Here is a 21,113-nt window from a genome sequence, read left to right on the forward strand (position 1 = left end):
GCCTAGGACACCGCCCTTTCACGGCGGTAACAGGGGTTCGAGTCCCCTAGGGGACGCCACTTTTTCCCGCTCTGCGGGGCTCTATAGGGCCATTCCGAATTGGAATGGCCCTTTTGTTTTTTCCCTTTTCGAATTTCCTGACAGACGGCCCGGCCGTACGCTTGCCGATTTTTATTATGCATATAATATTTCATCCATAATATTTTCGGAGATCGTCATGAGCGACAAGAAAACCCAGACCCGTGCCCGCATCCTCGGTGCCGCCACCCAGGCCCTGCTCGAGCGGGGCGCCGTCGAACCTAGCGTCGGGGAAGTGATGGGCGCGGCGGGGCTCACCGTCGGCGGCTTCTATGCCCACTTCCAGAGCAAGGATGCGCTGATGCTCGAGGCGTTCGAGCAATTGCTCGGCAAGCGCCGCGAACTGCTCGGCGAACTCGATCCCGGATTGTCGGGAAAGGAGCGTCGTGCCTTGGCGGCCGCCTTCTACCTGTCGCGCAAGCATCGGGACGCACAGGTCGACGCCGGTTGTCCGCTGCCGGCGACCCTAGCCGAGGTGGCGCGCCTGCCGGAGGGGTTTCGCGAGGTCTTGAGCAGACATGTCGAGATCATGGTCGCCAGCCTGGCGGAAAGTCCCGAGGAAACCGACGTCGCCCTGGCCGACCTGGTGCTGATGATTGGCGGTTTGGCGCTGGCCCGGGCATTGGGGCCGGGGGAGCTGTCCGACCGGGTTCTGCGTGCCGCCAAGCAGGCGGTGAACTGAGGAGGTGCGAGATGAGCAGCCTGACCTGGATTCGCGGTTTCAACGGGACGATCGGCCGCATCGCGCCGCGTTGGACGGCCGAGCGTATGCGTCGGACGTTCATGGTGCCTGGCGAGTGGCCGCCGAAGGATTGGGAGCTGCCGCTGCTGGCCAGTTCGGAGCGCGTCACTCTGCGCTTCGGGCTGTCGGTGTTGCGCTGGGGCGAGGGGCCGGCAGTCCTGCTGCTGCATGGCTGGGCCGGCAGGCCGACACAGTTCGCCCATCTGATCGAGCAACTGGTCGGCGCGGGTTATTCGGTGTATGCCCTCGATGCGCCGGCCCATGGCCGCTCGCCGGGCAGGGAGGCGAACGTGGTGCTGTTCGCCCACGCCTTGCTGGAGGCCGCTGGCGAGTTGCCGCCGCTGCGTGCGGTGGTCGGTCATTCCCTGGGTGGCGCGGCGGCGTTGCTGGCAGCCCAGATGGGGCTGCGCAGCGAAGCGCTGGTGACGGTCTCGGCGCCGTCGCGGATTCTCGAACAGTTGCGCCTGTTCGCTCGTTTCGTCGGTTTGCCGGCCCTGGCTCGCTCGCATTTCATCCGCCTGGTCGAGCGGCAGGCGGGCATATCCGCGGCGTGCCTGGATGTGGCGCGCTACCGTCTGGAAATGCCCGGACTGGTGGTGCATGCCGACGACGACACGCGCGTAGCGGTGGAAAATGCCGAGCGCATCCATGCCGCCTGGCCGGCCAGTCGCTTGCTGCGCCTGCCGGGCGGCGGCCACCACCGACTGCTCGGCGAGCGCAGGCTGAGCGAGTCGCTGCTGGCGCTGCTCGAGGAGCGCCCGGCGATGCGCGCTTGCCGGCGCGTGGAAAAGACGGCGAGCGCTTCCTGAGGCGCGTAGCAGAGGGGTTGTCGTTGTCCTGACCTCGGTTCTTCGGTAAAAAGCGCTGTGGCCCGCGCGGAGCGATCCGGCGGGGCGAGCCGTTTCGAATCGAGGAATGCCCATGACATTGCCGCTGGATCGGGTCCTGCTGCAGGCCAGCCCGGTATTGCCGGTGCTGGTGATCGAGGACGTGGCGCTGGCGCCCGACCTGGCGCGCGCGTTGTATGCGGGCGGCGTCACGGTGTTGGAAGTGACGCTGCGCACGCCGCAGGCGCTGGACGCGATCGCCGCCATCCATCGCGAGGTGCCCGAGGTCCTGCTGGGGGCGGGTACCCTGATCCACACCGAGCAGTTTCTCGAGGCACGCGACGCGGGCGCGCAGTTCGCCGTCAGCCCCGGATGCACGCCGCGCCTTGCCGCCGCCGCGGAGGATGCCGGCCTGCCATACCTGCCCGGGGTGATGACGCCTTCGGAAGTGTTGCTGGCGCTGGAGTACGGTTATCGCTCGCTGAAGCTGTTCCCGGCCGATGGCACTGCCAGCGTGAAAATGCTGAAAAGCCTGAAGGGGCCGTTCACCGGCATCCGCTTCTGCCCGACCGGCGGGGTCAACCTGGACAACCTGCTGAATTTCCTCCGCCTGCCCAATGTCGCCTGTGTCGGCGGCACCTGGCTGGCGCCGCCGAGCTTGATCCGGGCGCGGGCCTGGGATCAGATCACACAACTGGCCAGGGAAGCGCGCGAACTGGCCGGCAGCCTGGAGCAGCATTGATGAATTGGGACTACGCCGATCCGTTCGTGATCGACCTCAGGGTCCTCGCCGAGGACATCGACGGGCTCGGCCACGCGAACAACGCCGTCTACGTCAGTTGGTTGGAGCGCTGCGCCTGGCGCCACTCGCAGCGGCTGGGCCTGGACCTGGCCGAGTACCGCCGGCTGGACCGGGCGATGGCGGTGCTGCGCCACGAGATCGACTACCTGGCCGCGGCCTACGAGGGCGACGAACTGCAACTGGCGACCTGGATCGTCGAGTCCGACCAGCGCCTGCGGATGAACCGGCGCTTCCAGTTGGTACGCCCGGCGGATGGCGCCACGCTGCTGCGGGCGCAGACCACCTTCGTCTGCATCGAACTGTCCAGCGGCAAGCCGAAGCGGATGCCGGCGGAGTTCATCGACGGCTACGGCCAGGCTCTGCTCGCCGGGGCCTGACCCGTCGCGTGTCGGCCGGCAGGCATTCGCACTTTGTTCCGGGCGGCGGATTCTCTAGAATCCGCCGCCTGTCATTTTCGAGGTAGTGGTTCGTGCAAATCGCCCTGGCGCCGATGGAAGGTCTGGTGGATGAAATCCTCCGCGACGTGCTGACCCGCGTCGGCGGCATCGATTGGTGCGTCACCGAATTCATCCGCATCACCGATCGCCTGCTGCCGGCCACGGCTTTCCACAAGCTGGCGCCGGAGCTGCGCGACGGCAGCCGGACCCGCGCCGGGACGCCGATGCGTGTGCAGTTGCTCGGCTCCGATCCTGCGTGCCTGGCGGATAACGCCGCGTTCGCCTGTGAGCTGGGCGCCCCGGTGATCGACCTGAACTTCGGTTGTCCGGCCAAGACCGTGAACCGCTCGCGCGGCGGCGCGGTATTGCTCAAGGAGCCGGAGCTGATGCACGACATCGTCGCCGCCGTGCGTCGCGCGGTGCCGAGCGAGATTGCGGTGACCTCGAAGATGCGCCTGGGCTACGACAGTCCCGACGGCGCCCTGGATTGTGCGCGGGCCCTGGCCGACGGCGGCTCGGCCCATGTAGTGGTGCATGCCCGGACCAAGGTCGATGGCTACAGGCCGCCGGCGCACTGGGAATGGGTGGCGCGGGTGGCCGAGGCGGTGCGCGTGCCGGTGTTCGCCAACGGCGAAGTGTGGACGCTCGACGACTACCTGCGTTGTCGCGAGGTCAGCGGGGTGGAGGACATCATGCTCGGTCGCGGCCTGGTCTCGCGTCCTGGCCTGGCTCGGCAGATCGCCGCCTGGCGCGATGGCGGCGAAATCCGCGAGATGCCCTGGAGCGAGCTGTTGCCGCTGCTGCGCGACTTCTGGCTACAGGCCCGGCGCAAGCTCGCCCCGCGCTATGCCCCGGGGCGTCTCAAGCAGTGGCTGGGCATGCTCACGCGCACCTATCCCGAAGCCGTCGAGCTGTTCGCGCGGATTCGCCGGGAAAGCGATTGCGAAACCATCGACCGGCTGTTGCAGGTGTCGTTCAGCCAGGCGGCCTAGCTTGCGTAGCAGGCCTAGCGGCCGCCGCTGACATCGATGAAGGTGCCGGTGCTGTAGCTGGCTTCGTCCGACGCCAGCCAGAGAATCGCCCGCGCGACTTCCTCCGCCGTGCCGCCGCGTCCTAGCGGTATGCCGCCCTTCAGGCGTTCGATACGGCCGGGCTCGCCGCCGCTGGCGTGGATCTCGGTATCGATCAGTCCGGGCCGCACCGCGTTGACCCGGATACCCTCCGCCGCCACTTCCCTGGCCAGCCCGATGGTCATGCTGTCGATGGCGCCCTTGGCGGCGGCATAGTCGATGTATTCGTTGGGCGATCCCAGCCGCGAGGCCATCGAGGATACGTTGACGATGCTGCCGCCGCGCCCGCCGTGGCGGGTTGACAGGCGCTTCACTGCCTCGCGGGCGCAGAGGAAGCTGCCGGTCACGTTGGTCGCGAATACCCTGTGCAGGCGCGCCGCGTCGATGTTTTCCAGGCGCGTCTGCGCTTCCAGCATGCCGGCGTTGTTGACCAGCACGTCGAGGCGGCCGAAACGTTCGTCGATGGCGGCGAACAGCCGCTCGACATCGCCTTCCTCGGCTACGTCGGCCGCCACCGCCAGGGCTTCGCCGCCCTGGCGCTCGATGCGCTGGCGCAGCGCTTCGGCGGCCTCGCGGTTGCGCAGATAGTTGAGGACGACCGCATAGCCGCGCTCGGCGGCGAGCAGAGCGGTGGCGGCGCCGATGCCGCGGCTGGCTCCGGTGATCAGCATGACGTTGCGCATGATGATGCTCCCCAGGTCAGTAGCGAGTGAAGGTCAGGTAGTCGGCGTCCCAGCCCAGGCCCTGCCAGAACAGGTTGGACAGCGGCGCGTCAAGGGCCGATTGCGCGCGGATCAGGCCGGCGCCGCGCGAGCGCAGGGCCTCCTCGGCGCTGCCCACCAGTTCCCGGGCCAGGCCCTGGCGGCGGGCCTGCGGCAATACGTAGAGCTCTGCGATCTCTCCGACCCGTGCCTGACCGTCCTCGATCTGCCACAAGTGGGCGAGGACGAAACCGCGGGGATGCTGCTGGGCCTCCGCCAGCCAGAGCAAGCGGTTGCGCGAGGCGGCCAGGAGCAGTGCCTGGATCGCCTGTTGGTCGCCGGCATCCAGGGTTTCCCCGGCTTCGCGGACATTGGCTTGCCAGAGCGCGGCCACCGCGGGGACGTCGTCGGCGCTGGCCAGGCGAACCCGGTGCTGCTCTGGCGTCGCATCGAGCTCCTGGCCGACCCGCAGCAGGTTGCCATCGGGATCGATCAGGGCGAATTCGCGCATGCCCCAGGGCTGGTCTGCCAGGGCCGTGATGCGTGGAATCCCCTGGCCGCCCAGGCCGAGGGCCGCGGCCTGGCGATGCAGCGCCTGGGCGTCCTCCAGGCGCAGGTAGGCAGCGCTGCAATTGATCTTCGGTTCGAGCGCCTCGAACAGCGACAGGTGCAGCTCCAGGGCGCCGCGCTGGAGGATGGCGTAGGTCGGATAGCGAGCGCCAAGGTGGAAGCCGAGGGACTGGTAGAAGGCGCTGGCGCTGTCCAGATCGCGGCAGGGGAAGGTCGGGATTGCGCGTTCCATGGCGACGGTTCTCGAAAGGATGAGTTTCGATCTGAGCACGACGAACGGTCGTTCTCAAGGCTCTTGAAATACTTCCGACGATCCCTATCTAGTTCGTGCGGGATGCCGAAGACGGGTTCCGCACCAGAGTACTTGCTGATAATTCAGGAGATTCGCAATGAGCAACGCTTTTTCCCTCGCCCCGCTGTTCCGTCATTCCGTAGGCTTCGATCGCTTCAACGATCTGTTCGAGTCGGCCCTGCGCAATGAGGCCGGGAGTACCTACCCGCCCTACAACGTCGAAAAGCACGGTGACGACGAGTATCGCATCGTCATCGCCGCCGCCGGCTTCCAGGAAGAGGACCTGGACCTGCAGGTCGAGCGCGGCGTGCTGACCGTCAGTGGCGGCAAGCGCGAGAAGTCCACGGACAACGTGACCTACCTGCACCAGGGCATCGCCCAGCGCGCCTTCAAGCTGTCGTTCCGCCTCGCCGACCATATCGAGGTCAAGGCGGCTTCGCTGGCCAACGGCCTGCTGAACATCGACCTGGTCCGGCTGGTTCCGGAAGAAGCCAAGCCGAAGCGTATCGCCATCAATGGCCAGCGCCCGGCACTGGACAACCAGTAACCGTCAGCGGTGATCGAAAAAAGGCGCCTTCGGGCGCCTTTTTTCATTTCGTTGCGCTATCGGCCCGGGGCTCCGCCGGTAGGCCGTCGGGCACCTCGTCCAGCAGGACGTCGAGGTCGACGGCGGCCGCCATCGCCCGGTTGCCTTCGTCGCTGGGGTGCAGATGGTCGCCGGAGTCGTAGCGCGCGGCGAGCCGCGACGGCTGCTCCGGATCGCGCAATGCCGCGTCGAAGTCGATCACCGCATCGAAGGCGCCGGCATGACGGATCCACTCGTTAACCTGCCTGCGCAGGGCTTCCTTGGCGGGATGGTAATAATCGCTCAACGGCGTGCCGGGCAGTGCGCCCTCGAACGGCGTGAGGGTCGCGCCGACGACCCGGATACCCCGGTTGTGCGCCCGTTCGATCAATTGCCGGTAGCCGGCGATCAGCGCTTCCAGGGTGGGCGGTGCGGCATTCCGGGCGAAAGCGGTACCGGGCCAGGCAATGTCGTTGATGCCGAGCATCACCACCATGCTGCTTGCGCCTGGCTGGGCCAGTACGTCGCGGTCCAGACGTGCCAGCGCGCTCGCGCCCATGCCGTCGCTCAGCAGACGGGCGCCGGAAATCCCCGCATTGACCACGGCGACGCCATGCGGGGCCAGGCGTTCGGCGAGGAAGTCCGGCCAACGGCTGTTCCGGTCGAGGCTGGCGCTGGCTCCGTCGGTGATCGAGTCGCCGAGCGTCACCAGCGTCCGCGTTGCCGCTTCGGTTTCAACCAGGATACCTGTCAACAGCAGGCGCGCGGTGGTGCTCTGGCTGTCCGCCGCGTCCAGCTGCAATGCGTGGCTTTGGGTCTGCTCGCCGGCGACGATCCAGCCCGTCTGGCGGCCGTCCCAGTGGAAGGTTTCCATGGGCGTGGCGGCCGGCAGGTAGAGACTCACCAGCACCTGCGAGAGCGCGGCCACCGGCATCGCCACCGGATCGCTGAGTAGCGTGGCGCCGGGCGCGATGGTCGCCGTCCGGCGTCCGCCAAAGGTCACGTCATGCAGGCTGCCGGTGGCGACCGCGGCGCGCTCGGAACCGGGTTTGGCCAGGGTGGCCCGGCCGATCCGGATCGGGCGCTTTCCATAGGTATTTGCCAGGACGATGCGCACGCGCGTTCCTCCCAGGCTGATTCGCGCCAGTTGCCGCACCGTCTGGTCGTGCAGTTCGGCCGGCACGTTGCTGGGAAACAGGAAGTCCTCAGCCCAGACCGGCTGCGGGCTGGCCTGCCAACTGGCGGTCCAGGAAGCGGCCGGCGCGGCGCAGGCGTACAACAGGCTCGTCGCGAGCGCGAAGGCCCGGGTTGCGCTGGAGGTCGCGGCGGGAAGTCTTTCGATGGGTCGTTTCATGTCGTTGAATTCAGTGGTTATCCTGTAGCTGATGATGAATTCAAAGATTTAAGGGAAATAGACCGCAGCGGGGAATATCATTTATGAAGCGAAATCATCAGGCAGGGCGCCATGGCCCGGCTTGAAGTCAACCGTTCCGGCGAACTGGAGGTGTTTGCCCGGGTCGTCGAGTCGGGGGGCTTTTCCGCCGCCGCTCGACGTTGCGGCATGACGCCCTCGGCAGTCAGCAAGCTGATCACCCGGCTCGAACAGCGCCTGGGAACCCGCTTGCTGAACCGCTCCACCCGTCAATTGCAACTGACGCCCGAGGGATGTGCGTTCTACGAGCGCGGGGTGCGTATCCTGGCCGACCTGGAGGAAGCCGAGCGGTGTGCGAGCGAAAACGCGGCGCCGCGCGGGCGCTTGCGAGTCAACGCCAACGTGCCTTTCGGACATCACTTCCTGCTGCCGCTGGTGCCCGAGTTCCTCGCGCAGCATCCCGAGGTGACGCTGGATATCGTGCTGACCGATGAGGTCGTCGACATCCTCGAGCAGCGCACCGACGTGGCCGTGCGCGCGGGGCCGCTGAAAAGCTCGAGCCTGGTGGCGCGCAAGCTGGGGAGCACGCGCATGCTGATCGTCGGTGCGCCGGCCTACCTGGCCCGGCATGGCATGCCGGCCACGCCGCAGGCGCTGCTGGGGCACAACCGCCTCGGCGCCAACTATGTGCGAACGCGCTCCGGCTGGCCGCTGCGGGACGCCGGCGAGGAACTCGTGGTGCCGTTGTCGGGCAACGCCCAGGCCAGCGATGGCGAGGCGCTGCGCCGTCTGGCCGTGGCCGGCCTGGGCCTGGCGCGGCTGGCCGCGTTCCAGGTGCGCGAGGACATAGCCGCCGGTCGCCTGATTCCCGTGCTCGAGGCATACAACCCGGGCGACCTGGAGGAAGTCCACGCCGTCAACGTCGGCCAGGGCGGCTATCTGCCGCTGCGCGTGCGGGCGTTCCTGGACTTTCTGGCGGAGCGCGTCGATATGAGCCAGGTTGATCGCAGTGCTACATGAATACGCCGATTCCGCGGCCGAAAGCTTTTCTTCCTAGCGCTTCATCCACAGGAGGCAATCCAGATGAGCGATGACATCCAGCGTTACCCCAGCAGCCTGCCGTTTCCCTTTTCCCGCGCGGTGCGGGCCGGCGGCTTCCTGTTTCTTTCCGGGCAGGTGCCGATGAGTCCGAGCGGCGAGGTGGTGCGTGGCGATATCCAGACCCAGACCGAAGCGGTGATGGCACGCATCGGCGAGACGCTGGAGAACTGTGGCGCGCGTTTCGACCAACTGGTGAAGGTCACCGTCTGGCTGTCGGACATGGCCCACTTCGCCGGTTTCAACGAGGTCTACCAGCGTCATGTGCAGGGGGCCTTGCCGGTACGCTCGACGGTGACCGCCGGGCTGGCGCTGGGGGTCGACGTGGAGGTCGAGGTGCAGGCGTGGGTCGGCGAGGGCTGAGTCGCGAGGGCATTGGCATGCAGGTCGGGTGAGCGCTGGCCGCGGACGGCGAAGAGGGGAGGGCCTACCCGTGGCGTCCGACCTGAATCGCTTCAGGCCGCTGGAGTGCCGTTGCCGAATGCCTGTTCGTCGAGCAGGCGCATGAAGGCGCGCGCGGCGTTCGACAGGGTCCGCTCGGTGTGCAGGATATAGCCGAGCTGGCGGCTGAGCTGGATGTCCTGCAGCGGCAGGCGCACCACCTGGTCGTCGAGCATGGTCCGCGGCAGCACGCTCCAGGCCAGGCCGATGGAGACCATCATCTTGATGGTCTCCAGGTAGTTGGTGCTCATGGCGATGTTCGGCGTCAGCCCTTCGGCTTCGAACATGCGCCGCACGATGTGGTGGGTGAAGGTGTTGCCGCCGGGGAATACCGCGGGGTGCTTGGCGACGTCGGCGAGGAACACCGTGCCCTGTCGGGCCAGCGGGTGCTCCGGGGCGGCGACGAAGTCCAGCGGGTCGTCCCACACCGGGACTGCGCGCACCGGTTCGGCGGTTTCCGGGGCCAGGGTGATCACCGCCAGTTCCGCACGACCATGAAGGATCTCCTCGTAGGCCACTTCCGAATCCAGGAACTGGATATCCAGCGCCACCTGCGGATGCGCCCGGGTGAAGGCGCGCAGCAGCGGCGGCAGGCGATGCAGGCCGATGTGGTGGCTGGTGGCCAGGACCAGCCGGCCGCTGACCTCGCCGGTGAGGTTGTTCAGCGCCCGGCGGGTGTCGTCGAGCACGTTGAGCAACTGGTAGGCGCGCGGCAGCAGGGCGCGGCCGGCCTCGGTGAGGTTGACCTCGCGGCCGACCCGGTCGAACAGCCGGGCATTGAGCTGCTGTTCGAGGGCGGCGATGCGCTTGCTCACCGCCGGTTGGGTCAGGTGCAGGCGCTCGCCGGCTTCGGAGAAGCTGCCGGTCTCGGCAATGGCGATGAAGGTGTTGAGGCTGTTCAGGTCCATTGCGGGCCTCCGCTGGTTTCGGCTGCCCGGAGCTTAGCGCCAACGGATTCCTGTTGGGAATGCTTTGGATGAAAAATATGAATTTGAGTTATTCGTAGACAAGCCATAGGATCATCCTCACAAGCCCTGTGGGCATAGAAATGAGCTGATGAGGAAATCCCGATGGCCGGCAAGACCCTCTACGACAAACTCTGGGACATGCACCTGGTCAAGCAGCGCGACGACGGTTCGGCGCTGATCTACATCGACCGCCATATCCTGCACGAAGTGACCTCGCCGCAGGCCTTCGAGGGTCTTCGCCTGGCCGGGCGCAAGCCGTGGCGGATCGACGCCAACATCGCCACCCCGGACCACAACGTGCCGACCACCCGCACCGAGCGCAAGGGCGGCATCGCCGCCATCGCCGACGAGGTCTCGCGCCTGCAGGTGCAGACCCTCGACGAGAACTGCGACGACTTCGGCATCACCGAATTCAAGATGAACGACGTGCGCCAGGGCATCGTCCATGTGGTCGGTCCGGAGCAGGGCGCGACCCTCCCGGGGATGACCGTGGTCTGCGGCGACTCGCACACTTCCACCCACGGCGCCTTCGGCGCGCTGGCCCACGGCATCGGCACTTCCGAGGTCGAGCATGTGCTGGCGACCCAGTGCCTGGTGGCGAAGAAGATGAAGAACATGCTGGTCAAGGTCGAAGGCAGGTTGCCGGCCGGCGTCACGGCGAAGGATATCGTCCTCGCGGTGATCGGCAGGATCGGCACCGCCGGCGGCAACGGCCACGCCATCGAGTTCGCCGGCAGCGCCATCCGCGACCTGTCCATCGAAGGGCGGATGACCATCTGCAACATGTCGATCGAGGCGGGCGCCCGCGTCGGCCTGGTCGCCGTCGACCAGAAGACCATCGACTACGTGAAGGGCCGGCCCTTCGCGCCGAGCGCCGAGCAATGGGACCAGGCCGTCGCCTGCTGGCAGGGACTGGTGTCGGACGCCGATGCCCGCTTCGATGCGGTGGTCGAGCTGGACGCCGCGCAGATCAAGCCGCAGGTCAGCTGGGGCACGTCGCCGGAAATGGTCCTGGCCGTGGACCAGAACGTGCCGGACCCGGCCCGCGAGAGCGACCCGATCAAGCGCGGTTCGATCGAGCGCGCCTTGAAGTACATGGGCCTGCGGCCGAACCAGGCGATCACCGACATCCAGCTGGACCGGGTATTCATCGGTTCCTGCACCAACTCGCGGATCGAGGACCTGCGTGCCGCCGCCGAAGTGGCCAGGGGCCGCAAGGTCGCCGCGACCATCAAGCAGGCGTTGGTGGTGCCGGGTTCCGGGTTGGTCAAGGAGCAGGCCGAGAAGGAAGGCCTGGACCGGATCTTCATCGAGGCCGGCTTCGAATGGCGCGAGCCGGGCTGTTCCATGTGCCTGGCGATGAACCCGGACCGGCTGGAGAGCGGCGAACACTGCGCCTCGACCTCCAACCGCAACTTCGAGGGCCGTCAGGGCGCCGGTGGCCGTACCCACCTGGTCAGCCCGGCGATGGCCGCCGCCGCGGCCGTCAACGGCCGCTTCATCGATGTCCGCGAATTGCTCGCCTGAGGAGAACCGAGATGAAACCCTATACCCAGACGACCGGTCTCGTCGCTCCGCTGGATCGCGCCAACGTCGATACCGATCAGATCATTCCCAAGCAATTCCTCAAGTCGATCAAGCGCACCGGCTTCGGCCCCAACCTGTTCGACGAATGGCGCTACCTGGATGTCGGGCAGCCGGGACAGGACAACTCGAAGCGTCCGCTGAACCCGGACTTCGTCCTCAACCAGCCGCGCTACCAGGGTGCCAGCGTACTGCTGGCGCGGGAGAACTTCGGCTGCGGCTCGTCCCGCGAGCACGCGCCCTGGGCGCTGGACGAGTACGGTTTCCGCACGGTGATCGCACCGAGCTATGCCGACATCTTCTTCAACAACAGTTTCAAGAACGGCTTGCTGCCGATCATCCTGCCCGAGGCCGAGGTGGACGAACTGTTCCGCCAGGTCGAGGCGAACGAAGGCTACCAGTTGTCCATCGACCTGGCGGCGCAGACCGTTACCCGTCCTGATGGCAAGGTGCTGGGTTTCGAGGTCGACCCGTTCCGCAAGCATTGCCTGCTCAACGGCCTCGACGACATCGGCCTGACGCTGCAGGACGCCGATGCGATCCGTGCCTTCGAGGACGGCTACCGCCAGCAGCAGCCCTGGCTGTTCCGCTGAGCGCCACGTGAGTCCCATTGCCGGGCGCATCCTGGGTAGGGTGCGCCCGGTTTTTCTCCCGGAGTAGGTTCATGAGCGACCACGATGACGTTGTCCAGCGCCAGTTCGGCGCCCAGGCTTCGGCCTACCTGAGCAGCGCCGTGCATGCCCAGGGCGAGGAATTCGCCTTGCTGCGCGACGCCCTGGCCGGGCGCCCGGAAGCGCGGGTCCTCGACCTGGGCTGCGGCGCCGGCCACGTGAGCTTCCAGGTCGCCGCCCTGGCAGGGGAGGTGGTGGCCTACGATCTTTCCGCCGAGATGCTCGCCGTGGTGGCGCAGAGCGCCGCGGAACGGGGCATGGCGAACATCCGTACCGAACAGGGCAAGGCGGAGAGCCTGCCCTTCGCCGACGGCGAGTTCGATTTCGTCTTCAGTCGCTATTCCACCCATCACTGGCGCGATGTCGGCCTGGCCCTGCGCGAGGTGCGGCGGGTGCTCAAGCCCGGCGGGGTGGCGATCTTCGTCGACGTGGCGGCGCCCGGGCAGGCCTTGCCGGACACCTTCCTGCAGACCGTCGAGCTGCTCCGCGACACCAGCCATGTGCGCAACTACTCGCCGGCCGAGTGGGCGCGCCTGAGCGGCGAGGCGGGCCTGCTGGTAACCGGAAGCCGGCGCCAGCGCCTGCGCCTGGAGTTCCAGTCGTGGGTCGAGCGGATGCGTACGCCGGAGGTGTTCCGCCAGGCGATCCGCACCCTGCAGCTGGCGGTGGGCGAGGAAGTCAGGGAGTATTTCGAGATTGCCGACGACGGCTCGTTCAGCACCGACGTGCTGGTGCTGTGGCTGCGTCGGGAGTGACGGTTCGATCGCGGCGGCGCATGCCCGCCGTTCAATGAATGAAGGACAAGAGGGTGTTATGAGCAAGCAGATCCTGGTTCTCCCCGGTGACGGTATCGGCCCGGAAATCATGGCGGAAGCGGTCAAGGTGCTGGAACTGGCCAACGACAGGTTCCAGCTCGGCTTCGAACTGGCCGAGGACGTCATCGGTGGCGCGGCCATCGACAAGCACGGCGTGCCGCTGGCCGACCAGACCCTGCAGCGCGCGCGCCAGGCCGATGCGGTGCTGCTGGGCGCGGTAGGGGGGCCGAAGTGGGACAGGATCGAACGCGATATCCGTCCCGAGCGCGGTCTGCTGAAGATTCGCTCGCAACTGGGCCTGTTCGCCAACCTGCGTCCGGCCATCCTCTATCCGCAACTGGCCGCGGCCTCCAGCCTGAAGCCGGAAGTGGTCGCCGGGCTGGACATCCTCATCGTCCGCGAACTGACCGGCGGCATCTACTTCGGCCAGCCCCGCGAGCAGCGCGTGCTGGAGAACGGCGAGCGCCAGGCCTACGACACCCTGCCGTACAGCGAGAGCGAAATCCGTCGTATCGCCCGCGTCGGTTTCGACATGGCCCGCGTACGCAACAACAGGCTCTGCTCGGTGGACAAGGCCAACGTTCTCGCCTCCAGCCAACTGTGGCGGGAAGTGGTGGAAGAGGTGGCGAAGGACTACCCGGACGTCGAGCTTTCCCATATGTACGTGGATAACGCCGCCATGCAACTGGTGCGCGCGCCCAAGCAGTTCGACGTGATGGTCACCGACAACATGTTCGGCGACATCCTGTCGGATGAGGCTTCCATGCTGACCGGTTCCATCGGCATGCTGCCTTCTGCCTCGCTCGACGCGAGCAACAAGGGCATGTACGAACCCTGCCACGGTTCCGCCCCGGACATCGCCGGTCAGGGCATCGCCAACCCGTTGGCGACCATCCTCTCGGTCTCGATGATGTTGCGCTACAGCTTCAGCCAGGCGACCGCCGCCGACGCCATCGAGCAGGCGGTGAGCAAGGTCCTCGACCAGGGGCTGCGCACCGGCGACATCTGGTCCGAAGGCTGCCGCAAGGTCGGCACCCGGGAAATGGGCGATGCCGTAGTCGCGGCACTCAAGAATCTGTAATCTGACGGGCTTGGCCGGCGCCATGATGGCTGCCGGCCAGCTCACTTCTCTCATATAGGTGTAGTTGCGATGAAGCGTGTAGGTCTGATCGGTTGGCGCGGGATGGTGGGTTCCGTACTCATGCAGCGGATGCTGGAAGAGCGGGACTTCGACCTGATCGAGCCGGTGTTCTTCACCACGTCGAACGTCGGTGGCCAGGGCCCGGAAGTGGGCAAGGACATCGCTCCGCTGAAGGACGCCTACAGCATCGACGAGCTGAAGACCCTCGACGTGATCCTGACCTGCCAGGGCGGCGACTACACCAGCGAAGTATTCCCCAAGCTGCGCGAGGCCGGCTGGCAGGGCTACTGGATCGATGCCGCCTCCAGCCTGCGCATGGAAGACGACGCGGTGATCGTCCTCGACCCGGTCAACCGCAAGGTCATCGACCAGGCTCTGGACGCCGGCACCCGCAACTACATCGGCGGCAACTGCACCGTCAGCCTGATGCTGATGGCCCTGGGCGGGCTGTTCGACGCCGGCCTGGTCGAGTGGATGAGTGCCATGACCTACCAGGCCGCCTCCGGCGCCGGCGCGCAGAACATGCGTGAACTGCTCAAGCAGATGGGCGCCGCCCATGCATCGGTGGCGGATGACCTGGCCAACCCGGCCAGCGCGATCCTCGACATCGACCGCAAGGTGGCGGAGACCCTGCGCAGCGAAGCCTTCCCCACCGAGCATTTCGGCGCGCCGCTGGGCGGCAGCCTGATCCCCTGGATCGACAAGGAACTGCCCAACGGGCAGAGCCGCGAAGAGTGGAAGGCCCAGGCGGAGACCAACAAGATCCTTGCCCGCTTCAAGAACCCGATCCCGGTCGACGGTATCTGCGTGCGCGTCGGCGCCATGCGTTGCCACAGCCAGGCGCTGACCATCAAGTTGAACAAGGATGTGCCGCTGACCGACATCGAGGGCCTGATCAGCCAGCACAATCCCTGGGTCAAGCTGGTGCCGAACCACCGCGAGGTAAGCGTGCGCGAGCTGACCCCGGCCGCCGTCACCGGCACCCTGAGCGTTCCGGTCGGGCGCCTGCGCAAGCTGAACATGGGCTCCCAGTATCTCGGCGCCTTCACCGTCGGCGACCAGTTGCTGTGGGGCGCTGCCGAGCCGCTGCGGCGCATGCTGCGCATCCTGCTGGAGCGCTGATCGATCCGGTGCCGCCCGCAATGGGCGGCGCCTCGATTGCCTGGGCGAAGGTGGGCAAGTAAAGTGCCACGCCTATTTCGCAGACCGCCGAGGCTTTTCCCATGTCCCAGCCCCTCAATGTCGCAGTCGTAGGCGCCACCGGATCGGTTGGCGAGGCTCTGGTCGGTCTCCTCGACGAACGCGACTTCCCGCTTCATCGTCTGCACCTGCTGGCCAGCGCCGAGTCGGCCGGGCAGCGCATGGGTTTCGCCGAAAGCAGCCTGCGCGTCGGCGATGTCGATAGCTTCGATTTTTCCAGTGTCGGCCTGGCCTTCTTCGCCGCGGCAGCCGAGGTGTCGCGTGCCCATGCCGAGCGCGCCCGCGCGGCGGGTTGTTCGGTGATCGACCTGAGCGGCGCCCTGGAACCGAGCGTCGCACCGCCGGTCATGGTTTCGGTGAATGCCGAACGCCTGGCCTCCCAAGCGGCGCCGTTCCTTTTGTCCAGTCCTTGCGCCGTAGCCGCCGAACTGTGCGAAGTGCTGGCGCCACTCCTGGCCACGCTGGATTGCCGGCAACTGAACCTGACAGCCTGCCTCTCCGTCTCCAGCCTGGGGCGCGAAGGGGTCAAGGAACTCGCCCGGCAGACCGCCGAACTGCTCAATGCGCGCCCCCTGGAGCCGCGTCTCTTCGACCGCCAGATCGCCTTCAACCTGCTCGCGCAGGTCGGCGCGGTGGATGCCGAGGGACACAGCGCGATCGAGCGGCGCATCTTCGCGGAGGTGCAGGCCTTGCTTGGCGAGCGTATCGGACCGTTGAACGTTACCTGCATCCAGGCGCCGGTATTCTTCGGCGATAGCCTCAGCGTGACCCTGCAGTGCGCGGAGCCGGTGGACCTGGCCGCGGTGACGCGGGTCCTCGATGCGACGAAAGGTATCGAATGGGTCGGCGAGGGCGATTATCCGACGGTGGTCGGCGATGCCCTCGGCCAGGACGAGACCTATGTCGGCCGGGTGAGGGCGGGGCAGGCTGATCCCTGTCAGGTCAATTTGTGGATTGTGTCTGATAATGTGCGAAAAGGTGCCGCGCTGAATGCCGTGCTCCTGGGTGAGTTGTTGATAAAACACTATCTGTAAAAGATACTTACCCACAGATTTGTAGAATTATTCGAGCTTGTTAATACTGGTTCGATCCGCTGCTGCCGGGGAGCGTCCGTCCATGCATGGCTGGGCGAGCGGACAGCAAGCACCGACGCACTCCCTCTCGTGAAACGAGAAAAGATATTAAAACCAAGGGATTACACTATGGTTCGGCTTCGTACACTGGTTCGGGCAATCGCGGCGGCCTCGGTCCTGACTTCCGGCATGGCGCATGGATTGGGACTGGGGGAAATCACCCTGAAGTCGGCGTTGAACCAACCGTTGGATGCCGAGATCGAGCTGCTCGAAGTTCGTGACCTGGGTTCGGGCGAGGTGATCCCGAGCCTGGCGTCGCCGGAAGAGTTCAGCAAGGCGGGCGTCGATCGCCTGTACTACCTCACCGACCTGAAGTTCACGCCGGTGGTGAAGCCCAACGGCAAGAGCGTCATTCGCGTGACCTCGTCGAAGCCGGTGCAGGAGCCCTACCTGAACTTCCTGGTCCAGGTGCTCTGGCCGAACGGCCGCCTGCTGCGCGAGTACACCGTCCTGCTGGATCCGCCGCTGTACTCCCCGCAGGCCGCGGCAAGCGCTCCGCAAGCGCCGGTCAGCGCGCCGCGCGTGACCGGCGCCCCGCGAGCCCCGCAGGCTCCGGCTCCGGTGCGTACCACCGCGCCGGCAGGCAGCGACACCTATCGCACCGTTTCCAACGACACGCTCTGGGAGATCGCCCAGCGCAACCGTACCGATCGCGTTTCCGTACCCCAGGCGATGCTCGCGTTCCAGGAGCTGAATCCGGGCGCCTTCGTCGATGGCAACATCAACCGGCTGAAGAGCGGCCAGGTCCTGCGCATTCCCACCGAACAGCAGATGCTGGAGCGCTCGCCGCGCGAGGCGCTGTCCCAGGTGCAGGCGCAGAACCAGAGCTGGCGCGGCAGCCGCAATCCGGCCGCGGGCAGCGCTGGCGCCAGGCAGTTGGATGCGACCCAGCGCAATGCCGCCGGGTCGGCGCCATCCAAGGTCGACGCCACGGACAATCTGCGCCTGGTGTCTGGCGAGGGCAAGGCCAGCAAGGGTGCCGACAAGGGCGGAAAGGGCGACAGCAAGGCGATCGCCGATACCCTGGCGGTGACCAAGGAAAGCCTCGACAGCACTCGCCGCGAGAACGAAGAACTGCAGAGTCGCATGCAGGATCTGCAGAGCCAGTTGGACAAGCTGCAGAAGTTGATCCAGCTGAAGGACGCCCAGTTGGCCAAGCTGCAAGGGCAGTTGGGCGCCGAAGGCCAGGGCGCAGCCCAGCCGAACGCAGCCCTGCCGGATGCGTCCCAGCCCAGTGCGGCCGCGCAGGCACCGGCTCAGCCCGGGACTCCCGCTGCGGCAGCGCCGACTCCTGCTCCGGCCGGAGACGCACCCGCCGCTCCGGCGCAGCCTCCGGTGGCGCCGCCGCCCGCGCCAGCTGCCGAGAAGCCTCCGGCACCTGCCGTTCCGGCGCCCGCTCCGGTACAGGCGGCAGAGCAGCCGGCACCGAGCTTCCTCGACGAACTGCTGGCCAACCCGCTGTGGTTGGCGGTGATCGGCGGTAGCGCACTGCTGGCGTTGCTGGTGCTGCTGATGATCCTGTCGCGGCGCAATGCGCAGAAAGAGAAGGAAGAAGCCCAGGCTTTCGCCGCGGATACCGGCGAGGAACAGGAGGATGCGCTGGACCTGGGAAAGGACGGCTTCGACGACCTGACCCTCGACGAGCCTGAGCCGCAGGTCGCAGCCGTCGCTCCGCAGGTCGAGAAGACCACCGCGCAGACTTCCGATGCGCTGGGCGAGGCCGACATCTATATCGCCTACGGGCGTTTCAACCAGGCCGCCGAACTGTTGCAGAACGCCATCTACGACGAGCCGCAGCGCACCGACCTGCGCCTCAAGCTGATGGAAGTCTATGCCGAGATGGGCGATCGCGAAGGTTTCGCTCGCCAGGAAAACGAGCTGCGCGAAATCGGCGGCGCACAGCCGCAGGTCGAGCAGCTCAAGTCGCGCTATCCGGCAATGGTCGCGGTCGCCGCGGTTGCCGGCCTGGCCGGCGCCAAGCTGGCGCAGGACGAGCTGGATAGCTTCAGCCTTGACGACCTGTCGCTCGACGACAGCGGTCACGCGGCCAAGCCGGATGCGGCAGGACAGGATCTCGACGACGCCTTCGACCTGAGCCTGGACGACCTGGGCGGCGACGACGTGCAGGCCGACCTCAAGTCCGACAGCGGGGCGCTGGACGACCTGACCCTGGACAGCGATCTGGACCTGGCGGCCTCGACCGCGGCGGACAAGCCTGTCGACGATCTCGACTTCGGCCTGGATTTCGCGGAGTTGGCAGAGACTCCGAGCCAACCCAAGCATGACGACCTGGGCGATTTCTCCCTGGATCTCGATGCGCCGGAAGACAAGCTTTCGGACGACGACTTCCTGCTTTCGCTGAACGACGAAGTGCCCGCCGCGGCGCCCGCCGACAACGAATTCACCCTCGATACCGAGGCTGCCGAAGAGCCGGCGTTGTCCCTGCCGGACGACTTCGACCTGTCGCTGGCCGACGAGCCGACGGAGCCGGCCGCTCCGGAGAAGGGCGAGGACAGTTTCGCCGCCCAGTTGGACGAGGTGAGTGCGCAGTTGGACGAGTTGGCCAGCAACCTTGACGAGCCGAAGAGCGCGACGCCGAGTTTCTCCGCCGAAGATGCAGCGGTCGCCTCCGCCCTGGACGGAGACGCCGACGATGACTTCGACTTCCTCTCCGGTGCCGACGAAGCGGCGACCAAGCTGGATCTGGCTCGCGCCTACATCGACATGGGCGATAGCGAAGGCGCGCGCGATATCCTCGACGAAGTCCTGGCCGAAGGTAACGACAGCCAGCAGGCGGAAGCCCGCGAGTTGCTGGAGCGCCTGGCCTGATCCGGAAATGAAGCGACCCTCATGAACGATGTTGTTCCGCCAGCGGCAGCCGAATCGGCTGCCGCTGGCGTTTCCAGAATCGCCCTCGGCATCGAGTACAAGGGCTCCCGCTATCGTGGCTGGCAGCGCCAGGAAGCCGGCGTGCCTTCCGTGCAGGAAGCGCTGGAGCGCGCCTTGTCGAAGGTTGCCGCCGAGCCGGTCGGGGTGATCTGCGCCGGCCGTACCGACGCTGCCGTTCATGCCAGCGGCCAGGTGGTGCATTTCGACACCGCGGTGGAGCGCCCGTTGAAAGCATGGGTGATGGGCACCAACGCCAACCTGCCCGCGGATATCAGTGTGACCTGGGCGAGGGTGATGCCGGCGCATTTCCACGCGCGCTTCTCGGCCATGGCCCGGCGCTATCGCTACGCCATCTACAACGATCCGATCCGCCCGGCGCACCTGGCCGAGGAGGTCACCTGGAACCATCGGCCGCTGGATATCGGGCGGATGCGCGAGGCGGCCCAGGTACTGGTCGGCACCCATGACTTCACCTCGTTCCGGGCGGTGCAGTGCCAGGCCAAGTCGCCGGTCAAGACCATGCATCACGTGCGCTTGCTGGAGCATGGTCGGTTGATCGTGCTGGACATCCGCGGTAACGCTTTCCTTCACCATATGGTGCGCAACATCGCTGGCGTCCTGATGACCATCGGTGCCGGCGAGCGGCCGATCGAATGGGCGAAGGAGGTGCTCGAGGCGCGCGACCGGCGCGCCGGTGGGGTCACCGCTCACCCCTACGGACTCTATCTGGTGCGGGTGGAGTACCCCGGGGAGTTCGAGTTGCCCGAGCGCTACCTGGGGCCGCATTTCCTTTCCGGATTGCCCGATATCGTCGGCTGACGTCGAATCGGGCTTTTGCTACCATCGAGAATTCCCGCCGGACCGGCCGTCCGGCGGTTCGTCGCTCACTCGCCGAGGATTCTCCGTCGTTGCCAGCCGTTCGCATCAAGATCTGCGGTATCACCCGAGTCGAGGACGCCCTGGCCGCTGCCGCGGCGGGCGCCGATGCCATCGGCCTGGTGTTCTATGCGAAGAGCCCGCGGGCGGTGGATATCCATCGGGCGCGGGAGATCGTTCGTGCCCTGCCGCCGTTCGTGACCAGCGTCGGCCTGTTCGTCAACGCCAGCCGCTGCGAACTGGGCGAGATTCTCGATGCGGTGCCGCTGGACCTGCTGCAATTCCATGGCGACGAGCGCGCCGAGGACTGCGAGGGACATCGGCGACCCTACCTGAAAGCCCTGCGGATGAAGCCCGGCGACGACATCGTCGGGCGCGCGGCGGCATATCCGGGAGCTGCCGGGATTCTCCTGGATACCTATGTGGAAGGCGTGCCCGGCGGCACGGGGGCGGCGTTCGACTGGTCGCTGGTGCCGACCGACCTGGGCAAACCCCTGGTGCTGGCCGGCGGTCTGACGCCGGATAACGTCGGCAGGGCAGTCGAGCAGGTCAAGCCCTACGCGGTGGACGTCAGCGGTGGCGTCGAGGCGAGCAAGGGAGTCAAGGATGCGGCGAGGGTCCGCGCGTTCGTGGACGCGGTGCGTTCGCGGCGCCGCGACGAGACATGATGTGACGACGGGCGGCCCGCCGCCGTCCACTAGCGTGTCGCCGTTTCCGCGACAACGCCCGGCCGCCGATAGGGAGGCCAGATATTTCGCGATAGCCGCTCGCCGGGTATCGCCCAGGTGACCGCGCAGGCGGGGGATGGGACAGGCCGCGAAACGTTTCGCAGCCGTGGGGC

The 21,113-nt window shown here is 66.8% G+C and carries 21 protein-coding genes; 17 read left to right on the forward strand and 4 right to left on the reverse strand.

Translation table 11 applies throughout. The annotated features are described in order from the left end of the window. Window positions 1-217: 217 nt before the first annotated feature. The 5 genes from ACTJJX_RS32795 (at window position 218) to ACTJJX_RS32815 (ending at window position 3,878) form a co-directional block, all read left to right on the forward strand. Window positions 218-760 carry a TetR/AcrR family transcriptional regulator gene (locus ACTJJX_RS32795; protein ID WP_003091415.1) on the forward strand — a complete coding sequence of 181 codons (543 nt, stop codon included), beginning with the start codon at window positions 218-220 and terminating at the stop codon, window positions 758-760. A gap of 11 nt (window positions 761-771) precedes the next feature. After that, window positions 772-1,629: an alpha/beta fold hydrolase gene (locus ACTJJX_RS32800; RefSeq protein WP_003115024.1), complete on the forward strand. Its 858-nt coding sequence runs from the start codon at window positions 772-774 to the stop codon at window positions 1,627-1,629. A gap of 112 nt (window positions 1,630-1,741) precedes the next feature. Further along, window positions 1,742-2,389, forward strand: a complete 648-nt coding sequence (locus ACTJJX_RS32805) for a bifunctional 4-hydroxy-2-oxoglutarate aldolase/2-dehydro-3-deoxy-phosphogluconate aldolase (RefSeq protein WP_003091412.1) — start codon at window positions 1,742-1,744, stop codon at window positions 2,387-2,389. Continuing rightward, window positions 2,389-2,826, forward strand: coding sequence for an acyl-CoA thioesterase (locus tag ACTJJX_RS32810; protein ID WP_003107647.1), 438 nt, complete (start codon window positions 2,389-2,391; stop codon window positions 2,824-2,826). Before ACTJJX_RS32805 ends, ACTJJX_RS32810 begins: the two co-directional genes overlap by 1 nt. A 92-nt stretch (window positions 2,827-2,918) precedes the next feature. Then, window positions 2,919-3,878: a tRNA dihydrouridine(16) synthase DusC gene (locus ACTJJX_RS32815; protein WP_003104220.1), complete on the forward strand. Its 960-nt coding sequence runs from the start codon at window positions 2,919-2,921 to the stop codon at window positions 3,876-3,878. Between the two features lie 14 nt (window positions 3,879-3,892). On the opposite strand, the gene ACTJJX_RS32820 is transcribed toward ACTJJX_RS32815, so the two are convergent. Then, entirely contained in the window at window positions 3,893-4,639 is a 747-nt protein-coding gene (locus ACTJJX_RS32820; RefSeq protein ID WP_003104218.1) for an SDR family oxidoreductase, read from the reverse strand. A gap of 16 nt (window positions 4,640-4,655) precedes the next feature. Next, complete coding sequence (locus tag ACTJJX_RS32825) at window positions 4,656-5,459, reverse strand: GNAT family N-acetyltransferase (RefSeq protein ID WP_016852643.1); 804 nt, start codon at window positions 5,457-5,459, stop codon at window positions 4,656-4,658. Between the two features lie 157 nt (window positions 5,460-5,616). On the opposite strand from ACTJJX_RS32825, the gene ACTJJX_RS32830 reads away from it, so the two are divergent. Further along, complete coding sequence (locus ACTJJX_RS32830) at window positions 5,617-6,066, forward strand: Hsp20 family protein (protein ID WP_003091405.1); 450 nt, start codon at window positions 5,617-5,619, stop codon at window positions 6,064-6,066. 43 nt (window positions 6,067-6,109) lie between these two features. Here the strand turns inward: ACTJJX_RS32830 and ACTJJX_RS32835 are convergent, their stop codons facing one another. Then, window positions 6,110-7,438 carry an SGNH/GDSL hydrolase family protein gene (locus tag ACTJJX_RS32835; protein ID WP_003104214.1) on the reverse strand — a complete coding sequence of 443 codons (1,329 nt, stop codon included), beginning with the start codon at window positions 7,436-7,438 and terminating at the stop codon, window positions 6,110-6,112. A 111-nt stretch (window positions 7,439-7,549) separates the two neighbouring features. Between ACTJJX_RS32835 and ACTJJX_RS32840 the strand changes: the two genes are divergently transcribed. Together ACTJJX_RS32840 and ACTJJX_RS32845 are read left to right on the forward strand one after the other, a co-directional pair. Further along, on the forward strand, window positions 7,550-8,476 hold the full coding sequence (locus ACTJJX_RS32840; RefSeq protein WP_016852644.1) for a LysR substrate-binding domain-containing protein: 927 nt from the start codon (window positions 7,550-7,552) through the stop codon (window positions 8,474-8,476). Between the two features lie 63 nt (window positions 8,477-8,539). Then, complete coding sequence (locus ACTJJX_RS32845; protein ID WP_003104210.1) at window positions 8,540-8,917, forward strand: RidA family protein; 378 nt, start codon at window positions 8,540-8,542, stop codon at window positions 8,915-8,917. A gap of 92 nt (window positions 8,918-9,009) precedes the next feature. Here the strand turns inward: ACTJJX_RS32845 and ACTJJX_RS32850 are convergent, their stop codons facing one another. Then, window positions 9,010-9,903 (reverse strand): LysR family transcriptional regulator, encoded by an 894-nt coding sequence (locus tag ACTJJX_RS32850; RefSeq protein ID WP_003091401.1) that lies wholly within the window; start codon window positions 9,901-9,903, stop codon window positions 9,010-9,012. A 162-nt stretch (window positions 9,904-10,065) separates the two neighbouring features. On the opposite strand from ACTJJX_RS32850, the gene leuC reads away from it, so the two are divergent. The 9 genes from leuC (at window position 10,066) to ACTJJX_RS32895 (ending at window position 20,940) form a co-directional block, all read left to right on the forward strand. Next, the gene (gene leuC, locus ACTJJX_RS32855; protein WP_016852645.1) at window positions 10,066-11,490 is read left to right on the forward strand and encodes a 3-isopropylmalate dehydratase large subunit; all 1,425 of its coding nucleotides are present in this window, start codon (window positions 10,066-10,068) and stop codon (window positions 11,488-11,490) included. 11 nt (window positions 11,491-11,501) lie between these two features. Next, entirely contained in the window at window positions 11,502-12,140 is a 639-nt protein-coding gene (leuD, locus tag ACTJJX_RS32860; RefSeq protein ID WP_003091398.1) for a 3-isopropylmalate dehydratase small subunit, read from the forward strand. A 71-nt stretch (window positions 12,141-12,211) separates the two neighbouring features. Then, complete coding sequence (locus tag ACTJJX_RS32865) at window positions 12,212-12,973, forward strand: class I SAM-dependent methyltransferase (protein ID WP_003452681.1); 762 nt, start codon at window positions 12,212-12,214, stop codon at window positions 12,971-12,973. Window positions 12,974-13,031: 58 nt separating this feature from the next. Continuing rightward, entirely contained in the window at window positions 13,032-14,114 is a 1,083-nt protein-coding gene (gene leuB / locus ACTJJX_RS32870; protein WP_016852646.1) for a 3-isopropylmalate dehydrogenase, read from the forward strand. Window positions 14,115-14,183: 69 nt separating this feature from the next. Then, entirely contained in the window at window positions 14,184-15,296 is a 1,113-nt protein-coding gene (gene asd / locus ACTJJX_RS32875; protein ID WP_003111187.1) for an aspartate-semialdehyde dehydrogenase, read from the forward strand. A gap of 101 nt (window positions 15,297-15,397) precedes the next feature. Further along, window positions 15,398-16,408, forward strand: a complete 1,011-nt coding sequence (locus tag ACTJJX_RS32880) for an aspartate-semialdehyde dehydrogenase (protein WP_003115016.1) — start codon at window positions 15,398-15,400, stop codon at window positions 16,406-16,408. A gap of 168 nt (window positions 16,409-16,576) precedes the next feature. Continuing rightward, on the forward strand, window positions 16,577-19,336 hold the full coding sequence (gene fimV / locus ACTJJX_RS32885) for a motility hub landmark protein FimV (protein WP_016852647.1): 2,760 nt from the start codon (window positions 16,577-16,579) through the stop codon (window positions 19,334-19,336). 21 nt (window positions 19,337-19,357) lie between these two features. After that, a complete protein-coding gene (gene truA, locus ACTJJX_RS32890) occupies window positions 19,358-20,215 on the forward strand; it encodes a tRNA pseudouridine(38-40) synthase TruA (RefSeq protein ID WP_003091390.1) in 858 nt (285 codons plus the stop codon). 89 nt (window positions 20,216-20,304) lie between these two features. Then, a complete protein-coding gene (locus ACTJJX_RS32895) occupies window positions 20,305-20,940 on the forward strand; it encodes a phosphoribosylanthranilate isomerase (protein ID WP_016852648.1) in 636 nt (211 codons plus the stop codon). The last annotated feature ends 173 nt before the right edge of the window (window positions 20,941-21,113 follow it).

This window comes from Pseudomonas sp. 22490 (assembly GCF_052044465.1).
GTDB classification, from domain to species: domain Bacteria; phylum Pseudomonadota; class Gammaproteobacteria; order Pseudomonadales; family Pseudomonadaceae; genus Pseudomonas; species Pseudomonas aeruginosa.

What these genes read in the sequence shown, in the direction of transcription:
- ACTJJX_RS32795 (WP_003091415.1), top strand. Translation starts at nt 218, where the DNA reads ATGAGCGACAAGAAAACCCAGACCCGTGCCCGCATCCTCGGTGCCGCC.
- ACTJJX_RS32800 (WP_003115024.1), top strand. Translation starts at nt 772, where the DNA reads ATGAGCAGCCTGACCTGGATTCGCGGTTTCAACGGGACGATCGGCCGC.
- ACTJJX_RS32805 (WP_003091412.1), top strand. Translation starts at nt 1,742, where the DNA reads ATGACATTGCCGCTGGATCGGGTCCTGCTGCAGGCCAGCCCGGTATTG.
- ACTJJX_RS32810 (WP_003107647.1), top strand. Translation starts at nt 2,389, where the DNA reads ATGAATTGGGACTACGCCGATCCGTTCGTGATCGACCTCAGGGTCCTC.
- ACTJJX_RS32820 (WP_003104218.1), bottom strand. Translation starts at nt 4,639, where the DNA reads ATGCGCAACGTCATGCTGATCACCGGAGCCAGCCGCGGCATCGGCGCC.
- ACTJJX_RS32825 (WP_016852643.1), bottom strand. Translation starts at nt 5,459, where the DNA reads ATGGAACGCGCAATCCCGACCTTCCCCTGCCGCGATCTGGACAGCGCC.
- ACTJJX_RS32830 (WP_003091405.1), top strand. Translation starts at nt 5,617, where the DNA reads ATGAGCAACGCTTTTTCCCTCGCCCCGCTGTTCCGTCATTCCGTAGGC.
- ACTJJX_RS32835 (WP_003104214.1), bottom strand. Translation starts at nt 7,438, where the DNA reads ATGAAACGACCCATCGAAAGACTTCCCGCCGCGACCTCCAGCGCAACC.
- ACTJJX_RS32840 (WP_016852644.1), top strand. Translation starts at nt 7,550, where the DNA reads ATGGCCCGGCTTGAAGTCAACCGTTCCGGCGAACTGGAGGTGTTTGCC.
- ACTJJX_RS32845 (WP_003104210.1), top strand. Translation starts at nt 8,540, where the DNA reads ATGAGCGATGACATCCAGCGTTACCCCAGCAGCCTGCCGTTTCCCTTT.
- ACTJJX_RS32850 (WP_003091401.1), bottom strand. Translation starts at nt 9,903, where the DNA reads ATGGACCTGAACAGCCTCAACACCTTCATCGCCATTGCCGAGACCGGC.
- leuC (WP_016852645.1), top strand. Translation starts at nt 10,066, where the DNA reads ATGGCCGGCAAGACCCTCTACGACAAACTCTGGGACATGCACCTGGTC.
- leuD (WP_003091398.1), top strand. Translation starts at nt 11,502, where the DNA reads ATGAAACCCTATACCCAGACGACCGGTCTCGTCGCTCCGCTGGATCGC.
- ACTJJX_RS32865 (WP_003452681.1), top strand. Translation starts at nt 12,212, where the DNA reads ATGAGCGACCACGATGACGTTGTCCAGCGCCAGTTCGGCGCCCAGGCT.
- leuB (WP_016852646.1), top strand. Translation starts at nt 13,032, where the DNA reads ATGAGCAAGCAGATCCTGGTTCTCCCCGGTGACGGTATCGGCCCGGAA.
- asd (WP_003111187.1), top strand. Translation starts at nt 14,184, where the DNA reads ATGAAGCGTGTAGGTCTGATCGGTTGGCGCGGGATGGTGGGTTCCGTA.
- ACTJJX_RS32880 (WP_003115016.1), top strand. Translation starts at nt 15,398, where the DNA reads ATGTCCCAGCCCCTCAATGTCGCAGTCGTAGGCGCCACCGGATCGGTT.
- fimV (WP_016852647.1), top strand. Translation starts at nt 16,577, where the DNA reads ATGGTTCGGCTTCGTACACTGGTTCGGGCAATCGCGGCGGCCTCGGTC.
- truA (WP_003091390.1), top strand. Translation starts at nt 19,358, where the DNA reads ATGAACGATGTTGTTCCGCCAGCGGCAGCCGAATCGGCTGCCGCTGGC.